The organism is Vibrio sp. JZG120 (genome assembly GCF_053890955.1).
This window is the reverse complement of sequence record NZ_JBSRRK010000001.1, coordinates 309,381-335,034: the sequence shown is the minus strand read 5'-3', so window position 1 is coordinate 335,034 and position 25,654 is coordinate 309,381. Positions and strand designations below refer to the sequence as shown.

Annotated in this window: 26 protein-coding genes and 1 riboswitch; of the genes, 21 read left to right on the top strand and 5 right to left on the bottom strand. The window is 44.4% G+C overall.

Annotation, left to right across the window (positions count from 1 at the left end; translation table 11 throughout):
* Positions 1-58 precede the first annotated feature (58 nt).
* Complete coding sequence (locus ACWPOD_RS01540) at positions 59-715, top strand: pyridoxamine 5'-phosphate oxidase family protein (protein WP_456231469.1); 657 nt, start codon at positions 59-61, stop codon at positions 713-715.
* Here the strand turns inward: ACWPOD_RS01540 and ACWPOD_RS01535 are convergent.
* A complete protein-coding gene (locus ACWPOD_RS01535) occupies positions 696-2,018 on the bottom strand; it encodes an ATP-binding protein (protein WP_456231468.1) in 1,323 nt (440 codons plus the stop codon). The genes ACWPOD_RS01540 and ACWPOD_RS01535 overlap by 20 nt on opposite strands.
* Before the next feature lie 3 nt (positions 2,019-2,021).
* The gene (locus ACWPOD_RS01530; RefSeq protein WP_025546713.1) at positions 2,022-2,714 is read right to left on the bottom strand and encodes a response regulator transcription factor; all 693 of its coding nucleotides are present in this window, start codon (positions 2,712-2,714) and stop codon (positions 2,022-2,024) included.
* 366 nt (positions 2,715-3,080) lie between these two features.
* Between ACWPOD_RS01530 and ACWPOD_RS01525 the strand changes: the two genes are divergently transcribed.
* Both ACWPOD_RS01525 and ACWPOD_RS01520 read left to right on the top strand, forming a co-directional pair.
* Positions 3,081-4,622 carry a hypothetical protein gene (locus tag ACWPOD_RS01525; RefSeq protein ID WP_456231467.1) on the top strand — a complete coding sequence of 514 codons (1,542 nt, stop codon included), beginning with the start codon at positions 3,081-3,083 and terminating at the stop codon, positions 4,620-4,622.
* Between the two features lie 12 nt (positions 4,623-4,634).
* A complete protein-coding gene (locus tag ACWPOD_RS01520) occupies positions 4,635-5,324 on the top strand; it encodes a VV20781 family protein (RefSeq protein WP_268844556.1) in 690 nt (229 codons plus the stop codon).
* Between the two features lie 92 nt (positions 5,325-5,416).
* On the opposite strand, the gene ACWPOD_RS01515 is transcribed toward ACWPOD_RS01520, so the two are convergent.
* Positions 5,417-6,418, bottom strand: coding sequence for an AraC family transcriptional regulator ligand-binding domain-containing protein (locus ACWPOD_RS01515; RefSeq protein WP_456231466.1), 1,002 nt, complete (start codon positions 6,416-6,418; stop codon positions 5,417-5,419).
* Positions 6,419-6,525: 107 nt separating this feature from the next.
* Here ACWPOD_RS01515 and ACWPOD_RS01510 point away from each other — a divergent pair, with 107 nt between their 5' ends.
* From ACWPOD_RS01510 to ACWPOD_RS01445, 14 genes are all read left to right on the top strand, one after another.
* Positions 6,526-6,852, top strand: coding sequence for an MFS transporter (locus tag ACWPOD_RS01510; protein WP_456231465.1), 327 nt, complete (start codon positions 6,526-6,528; stop codon positions 6,850-6,852).
* Positions 6,852-8,075 (top strand): HlyD family secretion protein, encoded by a 1,224-nt coding sequence (locus tag ACWPOD_RS01505; protein WP_258680220.1) that lies wholly within the window; start codon positions 6,852-6,854, stop codon positions 8,073-8,075. The genes ACWPOD_RS01510 and ACWPOD_RS01505 overlap by 1 nt, the downstream gene beginning before the upstream one ends.
* 101 nt (positions 8,076-8,176) lie before the next feature.
* On the top strand, positions 8,177-9,499 hold the full coding sequence (locus ACWPOD_RS01500; RefSeq protein WP_456231464.1) for an ABC1 kinase family protein: 1,323 nt from the start codon (positions 8,177-8,179) through the stop codon (positions 9,497-9,499).
* Positions 9,500-9,611: 112 nt separating this feature from the next.
* Positions 9,612-10,958, top strand: coding sequence for a magnesium transporter (locus ACWPOD_RS01495; RefSeq protein WP_005396363.1), 1,347 nt, complete (start codon positions 9,612-9,614; stop codon positions 10,956-10,958).
* Between the two features lie 805 nt (positions 10,959-11,763).
* The gene (gene codB / locus ACWPOD_RS01490; protein WP_456231463.1) at positions 11,764-13,002 is read left to right on the top strand and encodes a cytosine permease; all 1,239 of its coding nucleotides are present in this window, start codon (positions 11,764-11,766) and stop codon (positions 13,000-13,002) included.
* A gap of 9 nt (positions 13,003-13,011) precedes the next feature.
* Positions 13,012-14,289, top strand: coding sequence for a cytosine deaminase (locus tag ACWPOD_RS01485; protein WP_456231462.1), 1,278 nt, complete (start codon positions 13,012-13,014; stop codon positions 14,287-14,289).
* A gap of 261 nt (positions 14,290-14,550) precedes the next feature.
* On the top strand, positions 14,551-15,189 hold the full coding sequence (locus ACWPOD_RS01480) for an HD domain-containing protein (protein WP_046875861.1): 639 nt from the start codon (positions 14,551-14,553) through the stop codon (positions 15,187-15,189).
* Positions 15,190-15,948 carry a helix-turn-helix domain-containing protein gene (locus ACWPOD_RS01475; protein WP_456231461.1) on the top strand — a complete coding sequence of 253 codons (759 nt, stop codon included), beginning with the start codon at positions 15,190-15,192 and terminating at the stop codon, positions 15,946-15,948.
* Between the two features lie 146 nt (positions 15,949-16,094).
* Positions 16,095-17,948 carry an MFS transporter gene (locus ACWPOD_RS01470; protein WP_456231460.1) on the top strand — a complete coding sequence of 618 codons (1,854 nt, stop codon included), beginning with the start codon at positions 16,095-16,097 and terminating at the stop codon, positions 17,946-17,948.
* 117 nt (positions 17,949-18,065) lie between these two features.
* Positions 18,066-18,683, top strand: a complete 618-nt coding sequence (locus ACWPOD_RS01465; protein ID WP_134645480.1) for a lipase family protein — start codon at positions 18,066-18,068, stop codon at positions 18,681-18,683.
* Positions 18,684-18,787: 104 nt separating this feature from the next.
* A riboswitch (FMN riboswitch) is annotated at positions 18,788-18,928 on the top strand.
* Between the two features lie 113 nt (positions 18,929-19,041).
* Entirely contained in the window at positions 19,042-19,698 is a 657-nt protein-coding gene (gene ribB, locus ACWPOD_RS01460) for a 3,4-dihydroxy-2-butanone-4-phosphate synthase (RefSeq protein WP_006741191.1), read from the top strand.
* 104 nt (positions 19,699-19,802) lie between these two features.
* Entirely contained in the window at positions 19,803-20,348 is a 546-nt protein-coding gene (locus ACWPOD_RS01455; protein WP_167427317.1) for a glutathione peroxidase, read from the top strand.
* A gap of 10 nt (positions 20,349-20,358) precedes the next feature.
* On the top strand, positions 20,359-20,802 hold the full coding sequence (locus ACWPOD_RS01450) for a DUF3429 domain-containing protein (protein WP_167427316.1): 444 nt from the start codon (positions 20,359-20,361) through the stop codon (positions 20,800-20,802).
* 152 nt (positions 20,803-20,954) lie between these two features.
* The gene (locus ACWPOD_RS01445) at positions 20,955-21,200 is read left to right on the top strand and encodes a hypothetical protein (protein WP_005373664.1); all 246 of its coding nucleotides are present in this window, start codon (positions 20,955-20,957) and stop codon (positions 21,198-21,200) included.
* 70 nt (positions 21,201-21,270) lie between these two features.
* Here ACWPOD_RS01445 and ACWPOD_RS01440 read toward each other — a convergent pair whose 3' ends face one another.
* Together ACWPOD_RS01440 and ACWPOD_RS01435 are read right to left on the bottom strand one after the other, a co-directional pair.
* A complete protein-coding gene (locus ACWPOD_RS01440; protein ID WP_104972344.1) occupies positions 21,271-21,870 on the bottom strand; it encodes a thiol:disulfide interchange protein DsbA/DsbL in 600 nt (199 codons plus the stop codon).
* A gap of 83 nt (positions 21,871-21,953) precedes the next feature.
* On the bottom strand, positions 21,954-22,334 hold the full coding sequence (locus tag ACWPOD_RS01435; protein WP_167427315.1) for a hypothetical protein: 381 nt from the start codon (positions 22,332-22,334) through the stop codon (positions 21,954-21,956).
* A 284-nt stretch (positions 22,335-22,618) separates the two neighbouring features.
* Between ACWPOD_RS01435 and ACWPOD_RS01430 the strand changes: the two genes are divergently transcribed.
* From ACWPOD_RS01430 to ACWPOD_RS01415, 4 genes are all read left to right on the top strand, one after another.
* A complete protein-coding gene (locus tag ACWPOD_RS01430) occupies positions 22,619-22,915 on the top strand; it encodes an isoamylase early set domain-containing protein (RefSeq protein WP_167427314.1) in 297 nt (98 codons plus the stop codon).
* A gap of 214 nt (positions 22,916-23,129) precedes the next feature.
* The gene (locus ACWPOD_RS01425; RefSeq protein ID WP_456231459.1) at positions 23,130-23,843 is read left to right on the top strand and encodes a response regulator; all 714 of its coding nucleotides are present in this window, start codon (positions 23,130-23,132) and stop codon (positions 23,841-23,843) included.
* Complete coding sequence (locus ACWPOD_RS01420; protein WP_006741195.1) at positions 23,843-25,138, top strand: ATP-binding protein; 1,296 nt, start codon at positions 23,843-23,845, stop codon at positions 25,136-25,138. The genes ACWPOD_RS01425 and ACWPOD_RS01420 overlap by 1 nt, the downstream gene beginning before the upstream one ends.
* Positions 25,139-25,255: 117 nt before the next feature.
* Complete coding sequence (locus ACWPOD_RS01415) at positions 25,256-25,648, top strand: glycine zipper family protein (RefSeq protein WP_167427313.1); 393 nt, start codon at positions 25,256-25,258, stop codon at positions 25,646-25,648.
* The last annotated feature ends 6 nt before the right edge of the window (positions 25,649-25,654 follow it).

Below are 25,654 nucleotides of genomic sequence, written 5' to 3'. Positions count from 1 at the left end.
ATTGCAATCAAAGAATGAGGATCAATCGCTCGTAATCGTGAGCAAACAAGGAGAGAAAATGCTATCCAACACCAATAGAACGGAAATTAAGAAAGGCGCACATAAAGCCGTCTCTGATGTTAGCAAACTGCACGCCATCATAGATGAAAGCCTAATCGCTCATATTGCGATAACCAACGAGTCAGGCCCTGTGGTCATCCCTATGCTGGCATGGCGTGTCGATGATTACGTGTATATCCATGGTGCCAACAACAGTCGACTGTTACGCTCACTCAAACAAGGAGTGCAAACGTGCTTAACCTTTACTTTGCTTGATGGTTGGGTATTGGCTCGAAGTGCATTTCACCACAGTGCGCATTATCGTAGCGCCGTGGTCTTTGGCCAGTTTGAGATGGTGGAGAATAACCAAGAAAAAGACAGGTTGCTGAATCACTTTATCGAACAGATCGCTCCAGGGAGAACAAAACAAGTCCGTTTGAGTAATGAAAAAGAGCTCAAAGCCACCATGCTGCTGCGTATCCCACTCACAGAGGCATCTGTGAAAATCAGCAATTTTGGCGTCAACGACGATGCGGAAGACATGGATATTCCTGTTTGGGCAGGTGTCCTACCCTACCGAACCGTCGTAGGTCCACTGCAAGCTTGTGACGATTTGTATGAAGGTATCGCTGAGCCAGACTACCGCAGTGCCTACTCTAATCGTTGGCAGGAATAAGCACCGTAAAACGTGCGCCGCCTAAGTGACTCTCGCCGACGGAAAGCTCCCAACCCAGTTGCCGCGCTGCACTGGTAGCGATAGCAAGCCCTAAACCAAAGCCTTTCACGTCGGCGTTGCGGCTTTTATCTAAACGTGAAAATGGCATAAATACTTCTTCTCGCATCGCTTCAGGTATGCCCGGACCATCGTCCTCAATATCGATGCTCCAGCAATCCGCTACCATTCGAATCGTCACCTCAACGCAGGATTCACCGTAACGCTTGGCGTTTTGCAATAAATTATCGAGGACGAGGTTACCCAAAGTAGGCTGAAAGTGAATCAATTGGTTCGCGAGTTCATTTTCTGCTCTCAACATGGCGGACTCTAAGCCTAGGTAATTCATGCGGCTTTTACACCAAAGAGGCAGTTCCATGGTTTCAACAGAATCGCTCAAAGAATGGTTTTTCACACTCAAGCGAGACAGCATGACAATGTCGGACGTTAAATCCGTCACTACATCAACGTATCGTTCAATATCGTCATGTAACTCTGCCTGCATTTCACCACTCGTGCGCCTAGCTAAATCCGTCGCTAGCTGAATACGACTCAGCGGTGTGCGCACTTCATGAGGAATAGCTTGAGTAAAGATGTGTGTTTGACGTACTCGTCTCTCAATCTCTTCAGACATGCTGTTGAAGCCTTGGGCGAGCTCTTTCACGGGTTGCGAAAATTGCTTTAGATCGACTCGCGTATTCAACTCACCATAACCAAATTGTTGTTGTACAGCCGTTAGTTGTCGAATTTGGCGGTCAAGACGTCGTACAGGTATGTAAACCATAATGCCTAAACTGCACACAACAACCAAAAGCAGAGTAAGTATAAATACAATCTCAGAATCTTCATTCCAATCAACATCTGGGCTAAAGAAATCCGTTTTTTCTTTGAAAACTAAACTCTTCGAGGTGTTAGGTAAAGGGAATACCGCGGCATAGGTACTGCCATCAATAAGATAAACAGGTATCCCTTGTATTCGGTACAGCAGCTTACAATCTCGACAAGGCGGTGATCCGTCCCAGTTTTCAACCAATGTTAAATCAAAGATAAAGAAATCTTGCTTGCCGTTTTCGGTTAACTTCTTATAGAGAGAATCCGGAGTGCCTCGTTGTTCAATGTATTGATCGACAAAATAAGCACCATCACTCAAAAAAACGCCGACTTCTGTTTTGCGCATGTACTCTTCCCCCATAAAGAGAAACAAAGCAACAGTCAGCGCAAGGCCAGTAACTAACCCCACATATAGACGAGTAAACAGGGAAAACATGCGTCATTTACCTGTCAGCATATAGCCGTGGTGACGTATGGTCTTAATGGTAGCAGTATGGATATGAGCCTTAGAGAATTTCTTCCTTAGTGAGGATATACGCATATCAATCGAACGATCAGTAATGCAGTATTCAATGCCTCTGGCAAGACGGCAACATGATTCACGAGATACTGGCTTATCGACATTCAGCATCAGGAGCTCTAGAATTTCAAACTCAGAGCTCGTTAAACCAATATCTTTTTGCAAATAAAATGCTTGGGAGCGACGAAGACAAAGGCTAATGCCATATCGGCTCAGCTTTTCTTCTTCAACGGTATCAACTTGACGACGATAGCGACGTAGCGCCGCTTCAATACGGGCGAGAAGGATATTGCCTTTTATCGGTTTGGTAAGGTAATCATCAGCACCGAACTTAAATAAGCTCACCTCGCTCATTTCATCATCGGTTGCAGTCAAAACAATGATAATCCCATGATAAAATTTACGTGCCTCTTGGCATATTTCTGCGCCATTTTTTCCCGGCAACATCAAATCTAACAGCACTAGGTCCGGATTGAGTCCGTGAATCGTTTCTAATGCATTTTGACCGTTGTCGATAACGGTTACTGTATAGCCTTCGGCTTCGAGGTACATTTTGGTTAATCGAGCAATCTCTGAGTCGTCTTCTACCAGTAAGATTGTATTGCCCACCATGAATCATTTACTCCACCAATATGATGGAGGGAGTATATCGTTCGTCCTATACTGCGCAACCCACTTAAATGATAATTTTAATAAAAAGCGGGCTTACATACGCTTACAAACCATACATATACGATAATCCTAATCATTCCACGCCCCTAAAACCATGCAATAACCTGATGTTTTATTTATTAGCAGAATATAGCTTCACATAAAAAATAAATTTCGGAATAAAAATCTACTACATTTTTAAATATATCGAATGATAGTCCTTACCAAAAAACAATATCGATATATATGACTTGGTTTGCTTATATAGACAGGACTTTATGTTGCTTCTAAGTTTCTTGCTCTAATAAAGTCTACGAGTAACATGAAATGAGATATTCCCAATTAACACCTTTAGCCATATTTTGCGCGATAAGTCTAACTGCTTGCGGCGACAGTGAATCTAATTCGAAACCATCGACAACGACACCTCCAACACCACCAGCGCCAACATTGAGCACTGTCACAATCCCAACTGTCGTTTCTACAGAGCTTCCAGCCAAGTTAAAAGTGGCTGCTGATGCGGGCTTCACCCACTATGTGAAAATCTCCCTTTCTGAAGCAAATAACAATGATGCATTTCACATTGTGGCTGTTGATGACGGTGCGAATAATGAAAAAATCGTTCGTGCAGCCAAAATCATCCAACACCTTCTCACCAACCAACCAGACTCTAAGTACGGCGCTGACAAGTCTCGTATCGCTAAGACATTAGCCGAGCGTGATGCCACACTAATGCTGACCGAAAACGACGAACAGAATGATGAGATGTTAACCAAAATCTTTATCAACGAACTGATTCGCCAAGACAAACTGAACGATGCAGTGACAAACTCGGGCTTAGCACACTCTTTTGATACAAGTTCTCTAGAAAAGTTTGTTGTAAGCATGATGGTACTTAACGAAGATGATATGGATACACTTGTCACATCTATCGTGGCAACATTAGTAAATAGTAAAGAAACACCAAACTGGCTAAGGAACAGCCAATCTTTGATGTATCGAGAACTGACAGTTGAAGGCGATTGCCATTACATGAGTAATTTTGCCGATTACTGTGCCAATCTTGGTAAAAAAGCCGAACGAGACGCCGCTTTTGAGGAAATTTTACACTTGGTCCAAGCGCAAGGTATTGCACCTAACACGGGGACTGCGGCACTGCAAAATGACATTCAAGCTCATGCGTTAAAAATCTATAACGATATTCAAGCGGGCAAACCGACGGTGTGGCGCCCAACTCAGTATGACTGGGACGATTGGAAATCGGACGACTTCGATCCTGAAAGTGTTAAACAAACGGGCCCTTCATATTCTCACGAATACTTTGCTGCCGCTTTTGAAGCTTACATGGGTGTAGCAAAAGCAAACGGACAAGGTTTAGATGGCTACCAAGCGTTAACACGTGAAGAAATGCAAACTCAAGATCCACAAGCCGTTGATTGGATCAGCGGCTTATTCCACGGATACTTGCAATACACCGCGAACATCGACTCTGCGGGCGTCAAACTTTACACAGAAAAGACAAATCCAGGCACAGTGCCTACCTTCCGTATGGCTCCCAACAAAGACGGCTTGATAGAAGCATACACCTACAAATCTCAGTGGCTGACAAGAGTGAAGATCATTGGCGACGACGCAATGAATGTCATCGGTAATGACCAAGACAATACCTTTGAAGGCAACAGCAAAGACAACAACATTTATGGTGAAGGCGGCGTCAACACCTATATCGTGCCACACAAACTGGCAGAATGTACCGTTATCAAAGCAAAGAGCGTTTCTGTTGAGTGCCCGAGTACAGGCACTGACGAGTTGTACGACATTCAAAAGATCCAATTCACCGACCAAATCTTAGATGTAACCGAGTTATAAACGATGAAAAACATGAAGAAACTTACTCTATTCGCTCCCCTACTCCTTGCAGGTTGTGGTGGCCTAGCCGTCATGGATCGTACTGATGCCGTAAAAGCACAACCAGAAATGCAGATCAAAACCGACGGAGATTTTTGGGGATTCGGTGCAGATGGTCATTTTGATTTTGCTGGTAAGTACAAAGGCAACTATTCACGCAGTGCTTCTAACTCAAGTTGGTTTAACCATATCTCTTTCAAAGAAGGGACGATGGGCGCAGAAGTTACTCGTATCGACAACGGGGAAACTTGGCTTCTGAGCTGCTCTGGAGGCGGTATGTCGGTTAACTACATGGGCGTCGATTTTGGTGGGAATGATCCTTACACCTGTGATATCACCCAAGATGGCGTCAAAGTGGGAGAATTTGCTATGGAGCCAAAATCCGCTCTCATCGACATCAGCTTCGAGAAAAAAGAGACTGGCGTAGTGCGTATCGGCAGCACCCACTTTAATGTAGAAACCGTACATACTAGTCCCGACGCCATGATGGCGGTAGACATTCCATTGGGTTATAGCTTTAAGGAAGGCACACAAGAAATTGCCGCTGTACAGACGAACGGTACCATTGCGGTACAAATGCTCCCAGAACTTAGTGAACAAAAAAAGGATGTGATTGCCATCGGCGCTGTTGCAAGTGCACTAAGCTGGCGCCCTAAGAAATAGCCATTACATTAAACAACACCACACAAAAAAAATAATAAAGCCCTCTACCTTGAGGGCTTTTATTGCTTGTTTTCATAAAGACAAGTGAAGCATTACTTTTCTAATCTTCCCGCATACTGCTTGGGCGTTAATCCACGATGTTTCTTAAACATACGATTGAAGCTCGCCACATTGGTGTAACCAAGGCGCATGGCTATGTCATCAATACTCACGCGCTTACTCAATAACCCAGCCGCAACATTACTCAATACATAGCCGGATACCATCGAGAAGTTGAGGCCTAATTTGTGCAAACGACGTTGAAACTGCTGTTCAGATAAATCAAGCAGAGAAGAAACGCGCTCTAACGTTGGCAATCCATAATGACTGCTGTAGTTCACCACTTCATAAATCACTTTCAACTCATCTTCTGGGTCGGGCATATTAAGCAAATCATCCAAATCGGAAAAACTCATCGCTAGACGGCTGTCCTCGCGATGGCTCACTTGGCGGGAAGCTAATCGGTCATCTCCCGGGATCCATATTTCTGTTTTTGGCTGACTCCATTCCACCTCGCAGCCGAAATATTCCCGGTATCGCTCAGTATTTTTTCTCGACCCTGAAATCTTGACGCGCAAAGGCTGATAGTCTTTACCAAGAAATTCGCGTAGCACTTTAATCATAAATACCGCACAGCGGATACTATCGTGCACCTTTACTGACGTTTCTATAAACGGATTGTGGTAAGTCCATTTGATGATTTTGCCCGACTGTTCGCCAGCGAAAAACGCCCCAGATTGTAAGTTACTCGCACCATAATTAACGCGTCGAATCGCGCTGGCTAAATCATTCCCAGAAAATAGCCAGCGTCCCACAGGTCCAAGCTTTTGCAGTTCAATACCTCGGCTGAGACTCAATACCACATCCGGGTCACCACTGGCTTGTTCAACACAACGATACCATTCTGCGACGGCTTTTAGCGGGATCAGTGTCATTGGGTTGCGAAACACCGACGACGGAATCCCCAGTTCATCCGAGCCCAAATTATATTTAGATAACGCGAGGTTATGCATGTTTAGAATGCCCATCGCGCGAATAAATCGAACCGTCTTCATTACCAATCACATCAAATTTAACCCTCTATTGATTTAATCTGTCACAAAGAAAGACCTAAATCAAATCCAGATCACAATACGCCAACCGTTTGATAGAGGAGTGTTTAATGAGTTTACTGAGTGTCCCATTTGTCGGTACAGGCGCAGATACGACGTTACATGTTGTCGCTGCTGTCGTTTTAATCGCGAGTGTCGCGGGCGCGTGTTACGGCTTTTGGAAAATCCATGAATTACCTATCAATAAAGCACACAGCAAAGACCATCATCAGATAGGGCTCATCACTGCGCTGACCTGGATAGGGTTTGTCTGGTACTGGGTATGGGTGCTAGCCGTGATCTTTGCATTCGTTGATATGGAAAAAGCCATCATCAATCTGCGTGATACATGGAAAAGTAAACCGCAAACAGAAACACAGCCACAAGAGGAGGCATAATGTTAGAAGGTTTAGCGGTATGGGCACTCTTCATCTATCTGCTCCGTTTAGTCGGCATGCCTTGGAACAAAGCAACCAAATCGTTCGCTTACCTAGGCGGCTTGGGTTGGTTAATGTTCGTCTGGGTAGGCCTCATCAACTTCACGCCGATGGATCTCTCCGGCGGCTCAGTGGTGCAGTCACCACACATCCAGTTGCGTCCGGATTCAACCAATGTGAAGGGTAAAGTTGACCACATTTACATTAAGCCAAATCAACAAGTTAAAGAAGGTCAGCTTATTTATGAACTTGACCCAACACAATACGAAATCGCATTAAATCAGGCGAGCGTATCCGCCGATTCTGCACGAGTCGCATTAGCTACGGCAAAAGGCGACATCGAGATTGAAGAAGCGAATCATCAAGCATTGGTGCAAGATCTAGAAACATCAAAGAGCCAATTGGAAGCGGCGAACGTTGACTACAAATTGCAGAAAAAGATGCTAGATCGTTATGTTGAGCAAAACCGAGTGGTGCAAAACACCATCACGGAAAGCGACATCGACAAACAATCGAGTGCGGTTGATATGGCACGTCACAACGTGTTAACCCTTGAGTCTCAAATTAAGAAGAAACAAGTCGATATTTCACGTGCAAAACTGGCGATTCATAAAGCAGAGCTCGCAGTTGAAACCAAACAAGCCGAACTGCGCCAAGCTGAAGAGCAAATTGCAAAAGCGCAATGGGATTTGAACAGCACCAAAGTTCATGCCCCAACAGATGGCTTTGTGACCAACTTTATCCTGCGTGAAGGTCAGCGTGTATCGATGATGCCACGTATTAATATGTACACTAACGAGAAGTACGTGCTGATGCGAGTCAACCACCAGGCGATTCGTAACATCAAACCGGGTCAGCCAGCGGAATTCTCTTCGTCCGTTTACCCAGGCAAGATCTTCTCAGCGACCGTCGAAGGCATTGTTGAAGCAACAGGTGAGTCACAAGGTAATCTGCTGGGTTTCGATGATTCTGTTCGCGTGACAACCGGCAAGAACTTACAGAACAAACACCACTTTGTTCGTCTTAAGATTGATGAGCCAGAAGGCTACGACATCCCTGTTGGCTCTGTTGGCCTCGCATGGGTCAGCGGTGAAAAACCGATAGGCTTCATGGCCTTCTTAGATGTGATTCGCGGGATCATCATCCGAATGAAGTCTCAACTGTACTTCTTCTACTCTATCTAAACTCGCAAACCGCCAGTTACGCTGGCGGTTTTCTTTTCATTTGTATCCAAACATATCCTTTTCCCGTATAACAATTAGTTAGTAAATAGCGGAGAAGATTCATGTCGGCAAAGGAAAGAAGCCTACCTACCCATCGCATCTCAAGATTCAGCAAATTCGCCTCACTTGCTACCCGTGTCGCAGGCAATGTGATTGCAGAAGGCACGAAGCAGATAGCCAAAGGCAACAAACCAAAAGCGAAAGACCTCTTGCTGACGCCACAGAACATCGCGCGTTTAACCGACCAACTCGCTCACCTACGTGGCGCTGCAATGAAGCTTGGTCAAATGCTGTCAATGGATGCTGGTGATGTTTTAGAACCTGAACTTGCCGATATTCTTTCCCGTCTTCGTTCCGACGCAGACCCAATGCCTGCAAAACAACTCAACGCAGTAATGGAAAGTTCGCTTGGAACGAATTGGAAAGCTGAGTTTCTGTCATTTAACTTCAAACCAATCGCCAGTGCATCAATAGGACAAGTGCACCAAGCCTACAGCGATGCGGGCGATAACCTAGCCGTCAAAGTGCAATATCCGGGCATACGAAAAAGTATTGATAGCGACGTCGATAATGTCGGTACACTGCTCAAGGTCGTTGGGTTGATTCCCGAGTCTGTCGACTACAAAGGATTGCTCGAAGAAGCGAAAAAGCAACTGCATGATGAAGCCGATTACACCCGAGAAGCGCAATTTGCGATTCGTTACCATGATGCTTTGAAGGAGCATCCTCATCTTGTCGTACCAAAGATTCACACTGAAAGTTGCTCAGACTCCGTTCTCGCCATGGAGTTTATTGACGGCGTACCCATTGAACACATCGAACATTATGATCAAAGTACGCGAGATTTTGTCATGCACAGTTTGCTCGAATTGCTGTTCAGAGAGCTGTTCGAATTCAAGATGGTGCAAACCGATCCTAACTTCGCCAATTACTTGTACATTGAAAGTACTCGCCAAATCGGCTTGTTAGATTTCGGTGCAACTCGCGAATACAGCGAACGATTCAGTGCCGGCTATCGCCAAGCCTTTGCGTCCGTCATGAATAATGACGAACAAGGCTTGAATGACGCGCTTGAGCAAATTGGCTTCTTCAGCCAAACCATCTTACCTGATCAGCGCCAAGCGATTCTCGATTTAGTAAAAATGGCATGTGAACCCATGTTAGTCGATGAGCCATATGATTTTAAAGCCAGTGGCTTAGCGCAAAAACTTCGCGAAGCCGGCACTATTTTGAGCATGGAACAAGAGTACTGGCATACCCCACCTGCCGATGCCCTATTTTTACATCGTAAAATTGGTGGCATGTATTTGCTCGCAGCGAGAATTGGCGCAAAAGTGAACATTCGCCAATTGGTACAGCCATATCTCACTATCAACAGCGAATAGCCTATTGTTTTTCTGTTACTTTCAAGTACCTTGAGCAAGGTTAAGATGCATAGTTGTGCATCTCAATAACATGCCATACTTCCATAAAACGAATTAACTATCGGGGTACTCGGTGAGCAAGTTTCAAGATCTCTCCACTCTAATCCAGCAAATTGGCCAAGCCGAAGAAGCGGATCAAGTCGCAACGCTCAATGAATCTATTGAAGCGGGTCTCGAACCTGGCGCAGTCGCCCTAATTCTGGAAGCCTTTCCAATCGATGATCGTGTTCGCTTATGGCGAGCTTTGCCACTAGAACTGCATATCGACGTGTTAACGGAAATGCGTGCCGACGTACGTTTTTCTATCATCAATGCATTATCTGAAGTCGAGCTAAAACTCACCCTCGCTAAACTTGATAACTTATCGCTGATCGAATGGGCGGATTCGTTGCCTGAGTCGATCATCAACGAAGCGCTCGCGTTAATCGAAAAAGATGAGTTAGAGCTTTACGATCAGGCAAACGAATATGAAGATGAAGAACTCGGCCACTGGGCTGAGCGTAAAATCATCACCCTGCCCTTTAATATTACGATTGGAACGGCTAAGCAGTTAATGGAGCGCTATAGCTACGACACGCCTCAACAGGTCTACCTGATCAACCGTAATAAACAGTATCGAGGGACAGTCAATTACTACGAAATTTTACGTAGTGATCCTGATACTCGCTTGAAAACACTCGTTATTGAAGCGGTGACGGTGCTAGACAGTAAGATGATGCTTCCCGAAGCGGTAGAAGCATTGGAGCACAGCACACTGCCCGCTCTACCTGTGACTGATGCAGACCAAACTCTGATTGGTGAAGTCGATTGGCAATTTGCATTAAGTACGCAACGTGAAATCTACGAAGCGCGCTTAATGGCCGGTACTGGTATGGATGAAGGCGATGACTTATTTGCGCCAGTATTAAAAAGCTCACAAAAACGCGGCGTGTGGCTGGGCATCAATTTGCTGACTGCAATTTTAGCATCTGTCACTATCGGGCTATTTGAAGACGTGATTGCTCAAGTGGTTGCTTTGGCCGTACTAATGCCAATTGTTGCATCGATGGGTGGCATTGCAGGCAGCCAAACCCTGACTCTAATGGTTCGTGCGATGGCGCTTAATCAGATTACCCCAGGTAACCGATTCAAATTCTTAAAAAATGAGTTGGGCATAGGCTCACTGAACGGCATTGCTTGGGCGCTAATCATCGGCGGGTTAGCCGGATTGTGGTTCCAATCGCCAGTTTTAGGCGGAACCATCGCGCTGGCCATTATCGTCAACATTATTACCGCTGCTTTATTTGGTGTGTTGATACCCATTATTTTGGATAAGTTTAAATTGGACCCTGCTTTGGCTGGCTCGGTGATTCTAACAACAGTGACAGATGTGGTTGGTTTCTTCGCCTTTTTGGGAACGGCGAGTTTAGTCATGCTCTAAAAAGTCCACTGTTTATTAATCAATCATTAGCATAATAGAGTCAAATTGCATAACGCAGTTGCAAATTGCAAACAAACTCAAACTTTAAGCAACGCATGTCACAGAAACTACGTATTTTAGGGCATATTAAAGTTGGCACAGTAACTGCATTATATAAATCGACCCTTCTTAAGCCGAGGGTCACCTAGCCAACTGACGTTGTTAGTGAACTTGATTTTGTTCACATGTATATAAGCCAATCGCACTCTTTGCGGTTGGCCTTTTTTTTATGTGGCTATTGCTCTCTTATCCTCTGACCGAGCTCGGTTGTACTTTTCTTGCCCACAACAGATTGTTTACTGTTTATAAAATTCAAATATTCGCCCACTAAACCATTAGAAATACCAGCCTCAACAAAAACAAATCACCTACATAAAATAAAACCAAGAAAACACACCCAAAAAAAGAACAAATAACGTCCAAACCAAAAATCTCATCATGAAATCGTTTTCCTTTCATAGAAATCGACTGAACAATCCAGAGTTATAGATAAATTTAATCCATAAAAACAAATAGTAATTCAAAACATTCATTTCACATAGAAAACCTGTCTATAAATCATAAAAAATACGTAAAAATAAACTTTTCACTTTTAGAACTTAAAAACCAAACAATTGTTATTAAAAGAAAAAACAGACACCAAAAATCAAGCAAACGTTTAAATTGCAATTTTATCATTGACTATTAAATTTACATCACGATAATACGCGCCGTTTGCCTGAAAACCAGGTGCTATAATTTAATATTTCAATGTGCGGAGGTAATAATGGCTGGAGACAATAACTACAGTCTTGGACCAGTTCCCAACACGGCCAGAAAAGGCGTGGCGTCACTAACCATGGTGATGTTAGGACTCACTTTTTTCTCCGCAAGTATGTGGACAGGGGGTTCTCTCGGTACTGGGCTCTCCTTTAATGATTTTTTCCTCGCTGTTCTCATCGGTAACCTAATCCTCGGTATTTACACTTCTTTCCTCGGTTACATCGGCGCTTCTACTGGTCTCTCTACTCACCTTCTTGCTCGTTTCTCTTTTGGTTCTAAAGGATCTTGGCTTCCTTCTGCTCTTCTTGGTGGTACTCAAGTTGGGTGGTTTGGAGTTGGTGTCGCGATGTTTGCGATTCCGGTGCATAAAGCAACGGGCATCGATACCAATACATTGATCCTCGTTTCCGGTTTGCTCATGACCGCGACCGTTTACTTTGGCATCTCAGCACTGATGGTGTTGTCAGCAATTGCCGTTCCTGCCATTGCGCTACTTGGCGGCTACTCTGTCGTAGAGGCAATAAATAGCGTTGGCGGTATTAGCGAACTACAACAAGTTCAACCAACCGAGCCACTCGATTTTTCAATAGCTCTCGCGATGGTTGTCGGCTCTTTTGTCAGTGCTGGTACATTAACGGCAGATTTCGTGCGCTTTGGCAAAAAGCCGCGCAGCGCTGTGATGATCACAATGGTGGCATTTTTCATCGGTAACTCGTTAATGTTTATCTTTGGCGCGGCAGGTGCGTCGGTGACTGGTCAATCAGACATATCTGAAGTGATGATTGCGCAAGGTTTATTGATTCCTGCCATCATCGTACTTGGGTTAAACATTTGGACGACTAACGACAACGCGCTCTACGCATCGGGTCTTGGATTTTCCAACATCACAGGCTTACCAAGTAAATACATCTCGATGGCGAACGGGCTTGTTGGCACACTTTGCGCTCTCTGGCTCTACAATAACTTTGTTGGCTGGCTAACCTTCCTATCGTTGGCAATTCCACCGATTGGCGGCGTGATCATCGCTGACTTCTTCACGAACCGTAAGCGCTACGCAAACTTTGAAGCCGCCCAGTTCCAAAGCGTAAACTGGGCTGGCATTATCGCTGTAGCGATTGGCGTTGGTGTGGGACACTTCCTTCCTGGCGTAGTACCGATTAACGCTGTACTTGGCGGCGCAATTAGCTTCCTGATTCTTAATCCTATTCTCAACAAAAAAGCACTGGCTACACAGCCAGCGTAAGGAACCATCATGACAACACTACTGATCAAAAACGTAACGCTAAAAGGACAAGAAGGTCTACAGCAAATTTTGATTGAAGATGGTCAATTCAAGCGCATTGAAAACAACGATGTGGAGCTTAATCATAACGGTGATACCATCGATGCTGAAGGCGGCATGGCGGTGGCGCCTTTCTGCGAGCCACACATTCACCTAGATACAACGCAAACCGCTGGCGAGCCAAGCTGGAACATCTCTGGCACATTGTTTGAGGGTATTGAACGTTGGGCTGAGCGCAAAGAAATACTGTCGATTGAAGACGTGAAAACGCGCGCAAAACAAACCTTAAAATGGCAGATCGCAAACGGTGTACAACACGTTCGTACCCACGTCGATGTTTCAGACCCTACCCTAATTGCCCTAAAAGCGATGGTAGAAGTGCGTGCAGAGATGAAAGAGTGGGTAGATATCCAAATCGTCGCCTTCCCGCAGGAAGGTATTCTCTCTTACCCAAATGGCAAAGAGCTACTAGAAGAAGCCGTCAAATTAGGTGCGGACGTTATTGGCGCGATTCCACACTTTGAATTCACACGCGAATACGGCATTGAATCGCTGCACTACGTATTCGAGTTAGCGCAAAAATACGACCGTCTGATCGACGTGCATTGTGATGAAATCGATGACGAGCAATCTCGCTTCGTTGAAACGCTGGCAGCATTAGCGCACAAGTTCGATATGGGAAATAAAGTCACGGCCAGTCACACAACAGCGATGGGTTCCTACAACGGCGCATACGCATCTCGCCTGTTCCGTTTATTACGCATGTCCGGTATCAACTTCGTGGCAAATCCATTGGTGAACATTCACTTACAAGGCCGTTTTGATGATTATCCGAAACGTCGTGGCGTAACACGAGTAAAAGAGATGCTGAATGCCAACATCAACGTCTGCTTTGGACACGATGACGTATTCGACCCATGGTATCCACTTGGTACAGCAAACATGCTGCAAGTGCTGCATATGGGTCTGCACGTGTGTCAGGTGATGGGTTACGACCAAATCAACAACTCACTGGATCTGATCAGCACCAATTCAGCACGTACACTTAACATTCAAGACAAGCACGGCATTGAAACAGGTAAGCCAGGTAGTTTACTGATTCTTCCTGCAGAAAATGTTTTTGACGCAGTACGTCGCCAAGTGCCGGTTCGCTACTCGGTTCGTCACGGTAAAGTCATTGCAGAGACACAGCCTGCGACGACTCATATTCATCTTGAACAAGCAGAGCAAGTGACGTTCAAGCGCTAAGGTTCGTAAAAATACCGACTAAAACGAAAAAGGGTCTGACGAAATCATCAGGCCCTTTTGCTATTGGCAAACGTCACTGCTGTTCTGTGTCTTACCACCTTAATAGCCAACCGAACGCACAAAAATGCTATTTAAGATGACCCGAGACTCACTAAGTTGCATAAGGTTCTGATGGCTAAATCTCAATTACACTATCGAACTTGGAAATTCCTCTCTGCGTTCGGCATACTTCTGCCTTCACTTTAGTTGTAGATATAACTCATGACCTTATTAAGCCAGATAGAATCGCAATTTTTGGAATTTATGCAGCAAGAGATGCAAGTCGATGCGGCGCATGACATAAGCCATGTTCAACGGGTCGTAAACACTGCAAAAAAACTGGCTGTAGAAGAAGGCGCCGACTTATCTATTGTGCTTCCCGCCGCCTATTTACATGATTGTTTTACCTATCCGAAAGATCATCCAAACCGCAAGCAGAGCTCAATCATTGCAGCCAAAAAAGCGGTCGCGTTTTTAGAAAGTATCGATTATCCGCAGCAATACCATGATGCCATTGCCCATGCGATAGAAGCACACAGCTTTAGCGCTAATATCAGACCCAACACATTGGAGGCAAAAGTCGTTCAAGATGCCGACCGTCTGGACGCTTTAGGCGCAATTGGCATTACTCGCTGTATACAAGTGAGCACTGAGTTTGATGCGCAACTTTACGATGACAAAGACATCTTTGCTCAACAGCGAGAGCTCGACGATAAACAATTCACTCTGGATCACTTTCAAACCAAGTTATTCAAAATCGCTGAAACCATGAACACGGAGTCAGCGAGACGCGAAGCTCAAAAACGCAAAGCCTTTATGCAAGCGTATATAGAGCAATTACACGACGAGGTGACAGCATAAATGTCAGAAAGCTATACGTTAATTAAAGAGCTTAAACGCCAACTAAAGTTAGCTGGGCTGCATTATGCCGATGTTGCACAACACCTTGATTTAAGTGAAGGAAGCGTCAAACGTTTACTCGCTGAAGGTCAACACATTAGCCTTGAGCGCTTAGAGCGAATTTGCCAATTGATTGGCTTAGAAATGGCGGAACTGTTTAAGCTCGCGGCTGCGCACAATAAAGGTCTAGAGTCGCTAACATTAGAGCAAGAAAAGCAGTTGGTTGACGATAAAGCCCTGCTACTCGTGGCGATCTGTGTTGTAAATGGCTATCAGTTTGAACAAATCGTTCAGCAATACACCTTCAATGAGTTGGAACTGGTGCAAAAGCTGGCTCAGTTGGATCGTATTAACATCATCGACTTGCAGCCAAATAACAAAATTCGTTTGCGTATATCTCCGACATTTAAGTGGCAGATGGGCGGCCCTATTCAACGGTTCTTCCAACAGCAAGTTCAAGACGCCTTTTTCCAAAGCTACTTTTCCGGTGAAGATGAACAGTTGTCCATGGCAACAGGATTGATGAGCGTACCAACCAACAAGAAGCTGCAACAGAAACTGCAAAAGGTCATCGATGAGTTTTATCAGGCTTGCCAAAGTGATAGCTCTCTCGATATGGACGAGAAACACGGCACCTCTCTGATTATTGCGATGCGTCGCTGGACGTTCCCTCTGTTTGAACCATGGGAAAGAAAATCCACTCAGAAGTCTCGAAATTAGTAACTCAATAAACAAATGAAAATGAAAGTAACGAATTTCGTTACTTTTGGTGACATGCAACGTCACTTGAAAGAGAAAGCTGGTTTAATCGTTCATTGAGCATAAAGTGCTCCTATCTCATTCGACTTTGTTTAATCTGGGCCAGCATGTTTTTCTCAAAACGCTTTTTTCCTTACTTTGTGACGCAATGCCTTGGCGCACTCAATGACAACATCTACAAAAACGTTCTGTTATTGATGGTGACTTACAGCCAAATTGATAACCTACCAATATCCGTTAATCTATTTGTTAATTTGGCAGCAGGCTTATTCATCTTACCTTTCTTTCTATTCTCTGCGCATGCTGGTGCCGTCGCTGACAGCATGGACAAAGCCAAATTAATCCGACGTCTAAAGCTCATCGAGCTGGCTATCATGTCTTGCGCTGCAACCGCTATTGCCACCCAAAGTGCCATGCTGATGCTGGTTCTGCTGTTTATGACAGGCACTCAATCGGCCTATTTTGGTCCCGTGAAATACGCCTTGCTACCACAAGCGCTCAAACCAAATGAGCTTGTTAAAGGAAATGCTTGGGTTGAAATGGGCACGTTCCTTTCGATTCTTATAGGTACGCTAAGCGCAGGCCTGCTGCTAGCCATTCCTAATGGTACCTTGATTGCTTCTTGTGTTGTGATTGCCTTGTCTTTGCTTGGGTTCATGAGCAGCGTGAATATTCCAGCGATGCCTAGCCAATCGAATGACAAAGCGAAATTTGAACCGATTTCTGGTTTAAAGGACACGTTAAAAGTGGCAAAAAAACAGAGAGGCATTTGGATGTCTATTCTTGCCATTAGTTGGTTCTGGTTCATGGGTGCGACTTACCTAACTCAATTCCCTAACTTCGCACGCGAACACTTGTTCGCAGATAGCACTGTCGTTTCTTTACTGTTGGCATTGTTTTCCATTGGTATCGCGACAGGCTCTTGGTTGTGTGAAAAACTTTCTTTCAACCACGTTGAGCTTGGTATTTTGCCATTCGGTATCCTTGGTCTGACAGTCTTTGGCGTCGACTTGCTATGGGCAGTCCCAAGTTATCCATCACTTCCGGTGCACTTTTATGATGTGCAAAGCTTCGTTGCTGAATCAAAACATCTGCGCGTCATGATTGACCTGTTCCTTGTTGGTGTAAGCGGCGGTGTCTTTATTGTTCCGCTTTATGCGTTCATCCAATCGCGTTCAAACAAAGGGGAGTGTGCACGTGCCATTGCTGCTAACAACATCATGAATGCGTTGTTTATGGTGGTGTCTGCTTTGGTTTCGATCGTTGTACTCAGCGTACTAGAGCTTTCTATTGTGGAACTGTTTGCCATGATGGCAATAGGTAACTTTTTCGTGGCGATCTATGTCTATCGCCAAGTACCGGAATTTACACAACGCTTTATCAGTTATTTACTCAGCCATTGTATGTATCGTGTGTCCGTAAAGGGGCGCCAACATATTCCTGAACAAGGTGCTGCGTTAATCGTGGCTAACCATGTTAGCTATGTCGATGCATTGATTTTGATGGGAACCTCTACTCGCCCGGTTCGTTTTGTGATGGACAAGTCCATCAGCGAGCTACCTGTTCTTAAATATGTATTCCGTCATGCCGGTGTTATCCCGATCTGTTCTCCACGTAAGTGTGCCGACACTTACCGACGAGCATTTGAACAGATTGAACAAGCACTTAACGACGGTGAGGTTGTCTGTATCTTCCCTGAGGGTCGTTTAACGTCTAACGGTCAATTGGGTGAGTTTCGCCCTGGTGTAGATAAAATCCTTGAACGTAACCCTGTTCCTGTCATCCCTATGGCGTTAAAAGGGCTTTGGGGTTCTTTTTTCAGCCACAAAGGCGGACATGCTCTCACAAAACGACCGACTCGTTTTTGGTCAAAAGTGGATGTTGTTATCGGTGAAGTGTTAAGTCCTGCGTCTTTAAATCGTAATCAATTGCAACAACAAGTACAGGATTTACTGGGCTGAGTCGCTTGCTACAGCAGTCAAACTTTGCAGCAAAACGTAAATATGCACCACAAAGCACAAGTAGTTCTTTGTTAATTAGAGTAGGATATCTACGACGTCATAAATCTAGGAGGTATTATGAAAATCATCATCTTACATGGTCTTTATATGCATGGGCTGGTCATGCAGCCTCTTAGCCAAAAGCTGAGAAAACTCGGATACGAAACGCAAGTACTCAGCTATAACACTGTTGCTATCGATGAGTCTTCACTGTTTGATTCTATTGATCATTCGCTTAATCCACTGACCACAAACGTGCTCGTGGGACACAGCTTGGGAGGCTTGATGATTAAGCGCTATCTCGCCAACAGAAAACCGAGCACTAACTTAATCTCTCATGTTGTCGCTATCGGTTCGCCTCTTAAAGGCGCGTCCATAGTAGGTCGGATTCAAGATCTCGGATTGGGTGCAATTTTAGGCAATTCGCCACACCACGGATTAAACAGACATGATGACGCTTGGGATTTCCCTCAAAAACTCGGCAGTATCGCAGGAACGATGCCGATTGGCGCTCGCCCATTGTTGATCCGTAATGACAACACCATGTCGGACGGTACGGTTACCGTAGAAGAGACAAGACTGGAAGGTATGCAAGATCATATCGAAGTGAAACAAACGCATACGAGCCTGATTTACAACACCTTCGTGCCACAGCAGATTGATCACTTTATTCGCACAGATTATTTCCGTCGATAGCACACTTTTCCATCATACAGATGGAATCGACTTTCCAAGCTATTCAGTTCGCAGTACTATCCTAGCTCCACTTCCTCACAACTTGGATGAAGTGGCACATTTTTAATTGTTCTCAGGGCGGGGCGAAATTCCCCACCGGCGGTATACTTTTTCAAGTGAGCCCGCGAGCGCTCGATTCGTCGAGGTCAGCAGATCTGGTGAGATGCCAGAGCCGACGGTTATAGTCCGGATGAAAGAGAATAAGAATACACCAGCATAGCGAGTCAGATTGCTAAGAGTGCTGGTGCACTTCTTTTTGATCGTATTTTACGACGATCTCTCATACCGCCCTGATTCTGGTGAAATTTAGGAGTTAACCATGAATCAGTCATCACTACTTGCCGAATTCGGCGACCCAATTACTCGCGTTGAAAACGCACTTATCGCTTTAAAAGAAGGTCGTGGCGTACTACTTCTTGATGATGAAGATCGCGAAAACGAAGGCGATATCATTTATTCAGTCGAGCACCTCACTAACGAGCAAATGGCATTGATGATCCGCGAATGTAGCGGCATCGTTTGTTTGTGCTTAACAGATGCTCAAGCAGACAAACTGGAACTGCCTCCAATGGTAGTAAACAACAACAGCGCAAACCAAACCGCATTTACGGTTTCTATTGAAGCGAAAGTTGGTGTAACAACGGGGGTTTCAGCAGCAGACCGAGTGACGACCATTAAAACGGCGGCAAACCCGCATGCGAAACCTGAGGATCTTGCTCGCCCGGGCCACGTATTCCCTCTGCGCGCACGTCCAGGTGGTGTAATGACTCGCCGTGGTCACACAGAAGGTACGATTGACCTGATGCAAATGGCAGGGCTTCAACCCGCTGGCGTACTATGTGAAGTGACCAACCCAGATGGCACGATGGCAAAAGCACCAGAGATCGTTGCGTTTGGTCGCCTGCACAACATGCCAGTGCTGACTATTGAAGACATGGTGATGTACCGCAACCAGTTCGAATTAAAACTGGCATAATTAAATCCCAGCTCTGAAAGAAGCCGCGCATTTGTGCGGCTTTTTTGATCGATCCTCTTTGCACTTGAGTAGTTATACTTATTGAAAACAAAGGGAACAACACCATGAAAGGATTACTGAAACTCGTCGCTCTCGTTGGCTTTCTCTCCATGAATTCGCTTGCTCTTGCATCTGAGTGCCCTGATATTCTTCAAGGTAAGCAAAGGTTGTTAAACTCAACAGAAGAAGTCGATCTATGCGAAAGCTTTAAGGGAAAGACACTACTAGTCGTCAATACAGCAAGCCAGTGCGGCTTCACTCCTCAGTTCGAACAGTTAGAAACCCTCTATCAAACTTACAAAGACCAAAACTTCACCGTTATAGGCTTCCCGAGCAATGACTTCCGACAGGATAGAGGAAGCGAAACAAACACAGCGAAAGTCTGTTATCTCGATTACGGGGTCACCTTTCCAATGATGGCTCGCTCCTCAGTATTAGGCGTAGATGCAAACCCCGTATTCAGCGAGATTACTAACCAAGCTGGCATCAAACCAAAATGGAACTTCTATAAGTTTCTAATTAGCTCCGAAGGCAAAGTTATTGCCACTTTTCCAAGCTCCACATCACCGACAAGTACTACGCTTACCAATATGATAGAGCAACAATTGTAAGGTGACGACCATGACAACACGCTCAACCATGCTACAACTCGGTTACTTAGGCCTGGTTCCATTTGTGTTTAGTTTAGGGCTGATTTTCACTGACATCTCACTGTTCAATTTAAGTGGCCAGCAATTTTTCATCGCATACAGCGCCGTTATATTAAGTTTTTTATCCGGCATCCTTTGGGGTAACGGCATTGAGCATTACTACCACCGCCTTAGCAGAAATATATTAATTCTCAGCAACCTTTTTGTCTTACTTGCTTGGGGCGCATTACTGCAGGGTCACAAACATTACGCGGTCGCTACCCTACTCTTAGCAATTGGGTATCTTGCTATTTGGTATGCAGAAAAACTCGTGAGGAAAGTCGAACAAGACGCCGAGCCCAAGGGATATCAAGGAATGAGGAGCAAGCTGACCTTCAGCGTAATCGTAATGCACGGATTGGCTTTAGTTTCATAGCCTGGTCTGTCCAGTGCTAAGATCACAAAAAAACGTCTTTTTATAAAACAATGTTCATTTCGTGAATGCACACATATTTTGAACACTGTTTTGTTTTATTTATGAATCAATCCACATATAAGTATTTCAAAGCATTCACAAAGGATATGAATATGTTTTTTCGCAAACTTTTGTTTAGCACTGCGATGATCAATGCAACGACAGGTTGCGTGTCTTACCAGGCACAACAAGCCGCCGCTCAAACAGTAAATAATACAGGCGCCGTGCTTACCAATGTGATTAAAACTACGATTGCTCAGCCATGTAATGTTGCAATCACTGCTGCTAGCTTGTTTTATCCGCATGCCATATTTATGACTAGTGTTCCGACTCAAGCATGTACAAGCGTTCTTAGATAATGCGAAAGTGATAAGCATAAAAAATGGCGACTCTATCGTCGCCATTTTTAAGCATCAATGCTATTTATAGTTACAGCGTCAATAAGTAATTAACTAATTGATTGTACTCGTCGTAAGTACGAATTTCGTTGGCCAAAACAATGTATTTATTGTTCACAACCACACCTGGAACCCCTCTTAACGTGCTGGCTGCAAATTGTTTGTCAAAGCCTTTCTGCATTGAGTTTACGGCAAAGCTATTGTAAGCGGCATCAAACTTCTTACCTTCTACGCCATTATCAACGAAGAGCTGTTTCAGCTCAGCGTCATCTTTTGGCGCTTGTCGCTTTTGATGAATTTGGGCAAACATGGCAGGAATCATTGTATCTTCAACCCCGAGCGATACCATCGTCGCGTAGGACTTGGCCATCGGAATCGCCATATCTCCGCCCATGAACCCCACATGTACCTTTTCAAACTTTGCCTCTTTTGGCAGAGCAGGTTTTAAACGCTCAATAAGCGACTCAAACTTGTAGCAATGTGGGCAATAAAAAGAAAAGAATTCCGTCACAACAGGTTTCGATGCTTTCTTAACATCCAGAACTTTGTAGTGCTTCCCTTCTTCAAATTGCGCTGCGTGAGCGGTAAAAGTCAGTAAAAGTGCACTACATAAGGCAAGTAGTTTTTTCATTGTTTATTTCCTTGTGGCATTCAAATGCCAAATCATTTCATTTGGTAAAAAGGGGGAAACCCCAAGTAATTTGAGATGAGGAATTAAACAATCGGAGGACGATAAAGCTTGGTGATCACTGTCACTACTTTTTCGACTAAAGGCCTATCAATCAATGCAAGGCTGTAAGGAAGAAGCAGTAAGTCGTTTTGAGATAAGTTGGCGGGAATTTTGACCATGCAGGAAGAGCTACAACTCGTGTGAGACTGTTGCACCTTATTGATAGTTGACCCATCGTGATGTGACTCTACGCAGTCGTCATTGACGCCAAGTTGTTTGTGCAGAGCAGCCTGTTGAACAATAATATCGCGTACTTCAATTGTTTTCACCGGGGCTGAAGCCTTCGCCATAGGAGCGACACTGCTCAAAAGCATAGCGGCTAAACAAACTATCGCGGTCAACAATGTGCGGTTAAACTTCAACATAGCTACATCAACAAAAATGGTGATTTAAGATAATACATGATAACGGTTTGACTTCAAGATACGGACTCTGAGTTCCGCCTCGCCTAAAAACTTGGTACGTTAACGGTTCCTTACCCTTGAGGCTTCTCAATACCGCTCCCCTCTCACAAGAACTCATAGCGATTAAGCTATTCATCATTTAGATAGTTCTTCACCTGATACCAGCGACAATTCGATAAAACTTGAAATCGTTATGAAACACGAGTAATAGTTAGAACAGTTTTTGTACGAACAAGGAAAGATCAATGCTTAAAAAGAGATTCTTTAAGACAAAAGATGAAGTTGAAGTCACGTTCGAGCTAGATAAAGACCAGTGGGACTCCATTCATATTGCTGGGGATTTTAACAACTGGCAGCCAGAACCGATGAAATTAATGAAGAAAAGCCGTCAATTTAAATTTAAAACGCGCTTACCTAAAGAGCAGAATGTTCAGTTCCGCTACTTGCTCAATGATGCAAAGTGGGAAAACGACCCTCAAGCCGACGCTTATGTTCCCAATGCTTTTGGCAGCGACAACAGTGTCGTGTGCACCACCGAATAAAACGTAAGTTCACTCTAATATTCCATATTAAGGCGCAACAGTTGCGCCTTTTTTAGACTTTTCAAAATGTGATTAATGATTAAGTTTGAATCATTACTTGGGGTATTTATCGAATCAACTCATCCGATAACCTTATTCTGAGAAAGCTTTATTTGAAATAATTCGTAAATTTGTTTAAGTTCCAGTGATATTAAATATTGTATACATCACTCAAATGAACGCACAACAAGTCAAACCATCTTTAATCATCGTGGAAGACGATCCCAAATTACAAGCTATGCTGGGAGAGTATTTTGTTGAACAAGGTTTCCAGGTCAAATGTATCGACAACGGGACAGACGCACCGGAAGCGATTATTGACACACAGCCAGACGTGGTTTTGTTAGATTTGATGCTACCTGGACAAGACGGCCTGAGCGTATGTCGTCAAATCCGTGAATGCTACAAAGGCAAAGTGTTGATGCTGACAGCGAGTGATGACGACTTCGATCACGTCGCCGCATTAGAAATTGGCGCCGATGACTTTGTTACCAAGCCTATCAAACCTCGCGTGCTGCTGGCACGCATTCGCATGCTATTGAGAAGAAAAGAGGCAGCCTCTACCGAGTCCGAAAACGGTCTACAAATTGGAGTGCTGTTTTTAAACCGATTACGTAAATCATGCGTCATGAACCAGGAAGAAATTGCGCTGACTGACGGTGAGTTCGATTTATTATGGGTTCTCGCAACACACGCAGAAAAAACACTCTCACGTGAGTGGTTAACGAAAACACTACGTGGTATTGAGTACGACGGTACAGATCGCACCATTGACAACCGTATTGTGACATTGAGAAAAAAATTAGGCGATGCTTCTTGCTCTCCACAAAAAATCATTACGGTTCGCGGCAAAGGCTACCTATTTATGCCTGATGCATGGAATGAATAATGAGACGGATTTATCTGGAAAGCTTTGTCGGTCTTATCATTCTATTTATGGTGAGTTTGTGGGGTTACGAATTCTTAGTCTATGAGATCAACACAGATTACGATTACCTGCTACAAGAGCAAGAAGGTCAAGCTTTCCACGATCTTATCTATCCTATCTACGAAGAGCACGGACTAGAATACACTCAACAACAGCTTGAGCAATTTGCCACGTCCAGCCATCGCTTGTTGATTCCTCACACGCTCGAAGAACTTCCAGAGGACATCAGAAAAGCATTTGAAAGTGACACCTCTGTTAACGTTGCTTACGACGAAGAAAGGGATATATGGTTCCGCCTAGATGCGGACACCCCTATTTTCAAAATGATCGATGATCCGGATAGCTCAGTTATTCAGGCGATTAACTTTGATGACAACATTGTATGGTTATTCTTTTTAGCCGGATTTGCTCTGTATTGCATACTGCTGATCTGGTTTTTGAGTCGTCGAATTCGTGAGTTAGAAAGAGTCACGGTAGAGTTTGCTTCAGGCAACTTCAAAGCACGAGCAAGCACCTCAAGTGCCAAGTCCGTTGGAACGCTGAACAAAAGCTTTAATACGATGGCTGACAAAGTTTCTCGCCTGATCACTAGCAATAAAATGCTGACCAATGCAGTTGCGCATGAATTACGCACTCCTATTTTTCGTTTGCAGTGGCAAGCTGACTTGTTATCGGACTCTACATTAACCGAACAACAGAAAAAGCATGTACGTAGTATCGTCGAGGACATTGACGAGATGGAAGATATGGTTGAAGAGCTGCTTTATTACGCCAAAATGGAACGCCCAGATACGGCGTTGCAAACAGAAAACGTAGCACTCGCCAAGTTAGTTAGTGAGTTAAAACAGAGATGGCAAAAAGAGACCAAGTTATCTATCTCACTCAATGAAACAAACTCTGAAAACGCACGCGCATTCGCTGATCCAAAACTGCTAAAACGTGCCTTGGATAATCTGCTACGCAATGCAATGCGATACGCAAATACTCAAATTATGGTTGAGATAAAAAGTGATCAGCAAAGCTGCTTAATCCATGTACATGATGATGGTATAGGTATAGAAGAGCAGCATTGGCCTCACCTTTTTGAAGCATTTTATAGCGCGGATGAGTCCCGAAACAAAAACACGAGTGGATTTGGGCTCGGTTTGGCGATCGTCAGGCAAATAATGGAACTTCAACATGGTGAGGTTTCGATTTCTCATAGCCCACTTGGTGGTGCTTGCTTCACACTTCGTCTCCCAAAATCAGACAGTTAAGCTAACGTCTTTCCCCCTTTACAGAAGACGACACTTCAATACACTCCAGCGACAGAGCCCAACAATAAAACAGTGTACATTTAATCCATAAATTCACAGAACAAATGGATAATACTCATGTACAAACCTTTTATTCTGGTTATGACGCTTGCCTCTACTCTTACCGCTTGTACTTATAATCAAAAGCCTGTTGTCGACATGACCAATGTTGATCCTGCTAAATATGAACAAGATTTTCTTTATTGCCAAGGGTATGCGGATAACGTAGACAAAGCGGAAGCTGCTAAATCTGAAACCGCTAATGGTGCAGTTACAGGTGCACTAATTGGGGCGGCAGCTGGAGCACTAGAAAGCGGGATAGGAGGGGCTGCTGTAGGTGCCGCTGCAGGCGGTGCTGTAGGAGCAGGGGCCGGAGCGTTGAGTGGAAGCAATGACTCCACCAAGACACAATCTCTCGTACTGCGAAAATGCCTTCAGAATAAAGGCTATACCGTCTACGACCTTGATTAATTCAAC

Bases quoted from the DNA above. Each gene is read 5' to 3' on its own strand.
- ACWPOD_RS01520 (WP_268844556.1), top strand. From the start codon at position 4,635: ATGAAGAAACTTACTCTATTCGCTCCCCTACTCCTTGCAGGTTGTGGT.
- ACWPOD_RS01535 (WP_456231468.1), bottom strand. From the start codon at position 2,018: ATGTTTTCCCTGTTTACTCGTCTATATGTGGGGTTAGTTACTGGCCTT.
- ACWPOD_RS01425 (WP_456231459.1), top strand. From the start codon at position 23,130: ATGAACGCACAACAAGTCAAACCATCTTTAATCATCGTGGAAGACGAT.
- ACWPOD_RS01450 (WP_167427316.1), top strand. From the start codon at position 20,359: ATGACAACACGCTCAACCATGCTACAACTCGGTTACTTAGGCCTGGTT.
- ACWPOD_RS01480 (WP_046875861.1), top strand. From the start codon at position 14,551: ATGACCTTATTAAGCCAGATAGAATCGCAATTTTTGGAATTTATGCAG.
- ACWPOD_RS01465 (WP_134645480.1), top strand. From the start codon at position 18,066: ATGAAAATCATCATCTTACATGGTCTTTATATGCATGGGCTGGTCATG.
- ACWPOD_RS01485 (WP_456231462.1), top strand. From the start codon at position 13,012: ATGACAACACTACTGATCAAAAACGTAACGCTAAAAGGACAAGAAGGT.
- ACWPOD_RS01455 (WP_167427317.1), top strand. From the start codon at position 19,803: ATGAAAGGATTACTGAAACTCGTCGCTCTCGTTGGCTTTCTCTCCATG.
- ACWPOD_RS01515 (WP_456231466.1), bottom strand. From the start codon at position 6,418: ATGAAGACGGTTCGATTTATTCGCGCGATGGGCATTCTAAACATGCAT.
- codB (WP_456231463.1), top strand. From the start codon at position 11,764: ATGGCTGGAGACAATAACTACAGTCTTGGACCAGTTCCCAACACGGCC.
- ACWPOD_RS01470 (WP_456231460.1), top strand. From the start codon at position 16,095: ATGTTTTTCTCAAAACGCTTTTTTCCTTACTTTGTGACGCAATGCCTT.
- ACWPOD_RS01435 (WP_167427315.1), bottom strand. From the start codon at position 22,334: ATGTTGAAGTTTAACCGCACATTGTTGACCGCGATAGTTTGTTTAGCC.
- ACWPOD_RS01445 (WP_005373664.1), top strand. From the start codon at position 20,955: ATGTTTTTTCGCAAACTTTTGTTTAGCACTGCGATGATCAATGCAACG.
- ACWPOD_RS01415 (WP_167427313.1), top strand. From the start codon at position 25,256: ATGTACAAACCTTTTATTCTGGTTATGACGCTTGCCTCTACTCTTACC.
- ACWPOD_RS01540 (WP_456231469.1), top strand. From the start codon at position 59: ATGCTATCCAACACCAATAGAACGGAAATTAAGAAAGGCGCACATAAA.
- ACWPOD_RS01530 (WP_025546713.1), bottom strand. From the start codon at position 2,714: ATGGTGGGCAATACAATCTTACTGGTAGAAGACGACTCAGAGATTGCT.
- ACWPOD_RS01440 (WP_104972344.1), bottom strand. From the start codon at position 21,870: ATGAAAAAACTACTTGCCTTATGTAGTGCACTTTTACTGACTTTTACC.
- ACWPOD_RS01525 (WP_456231467.1), top strand. From the start codon at position 3,081: ATGAGATATTCCCAATTAACACCTTTAGCCATATTTTGCGCGATAAGT.
- ACWPOD_RS01500 (WP_456231464.1), top strand. From the start codon at position 8,177: ATGTCGGCAAAGGAAAGAAGCCTACCTACCCATCGCATCTCAAGATTC.
- ribB (WP_006741191.1), top strand. From the start codon at position 19,042: ATGAATCAGTCATCACTACTTGCCGAATTCGGCGACCCAATTACTCGC.
- ACWPOD_RS01430 (WP_167427314.1), top strand. From the start codon at position 22,619: ATGCTTAAAAAGAGATTCTTTAAGACAAAAGATGAAGTTGAAGTCACG.
- ACWPOD_RS01420 (WP_006741195.1), top strand. From the start codon at position 23,843: ATGAGACGGATTTATCTGGAAAGCTTTGTCGGTCTTATCATTCTATTT.
- ACWPOD_RS01475 (WP_456231461.1), top strand. From the start codon at position 15,190: ATGTCAGAAAGCTATACGTTAATTAAAGAGCTTAAACGCCAACTAAAG.
- ACWPOD_RS01510 (WP_456231465.1), top strand. From the start codon at position 6,526: ATGAGTTTACTGAGTGTCCCATTTGTCGGTACAGGCGCAGATACGACG.
- ACWPOD_RS01505 (WP_258680220.1), top strand. From the start codon at position 6,852: ATGTTAGAAGGTTTAGCGGTATGGGCACTCTTCATCTATCTGCTCCGT.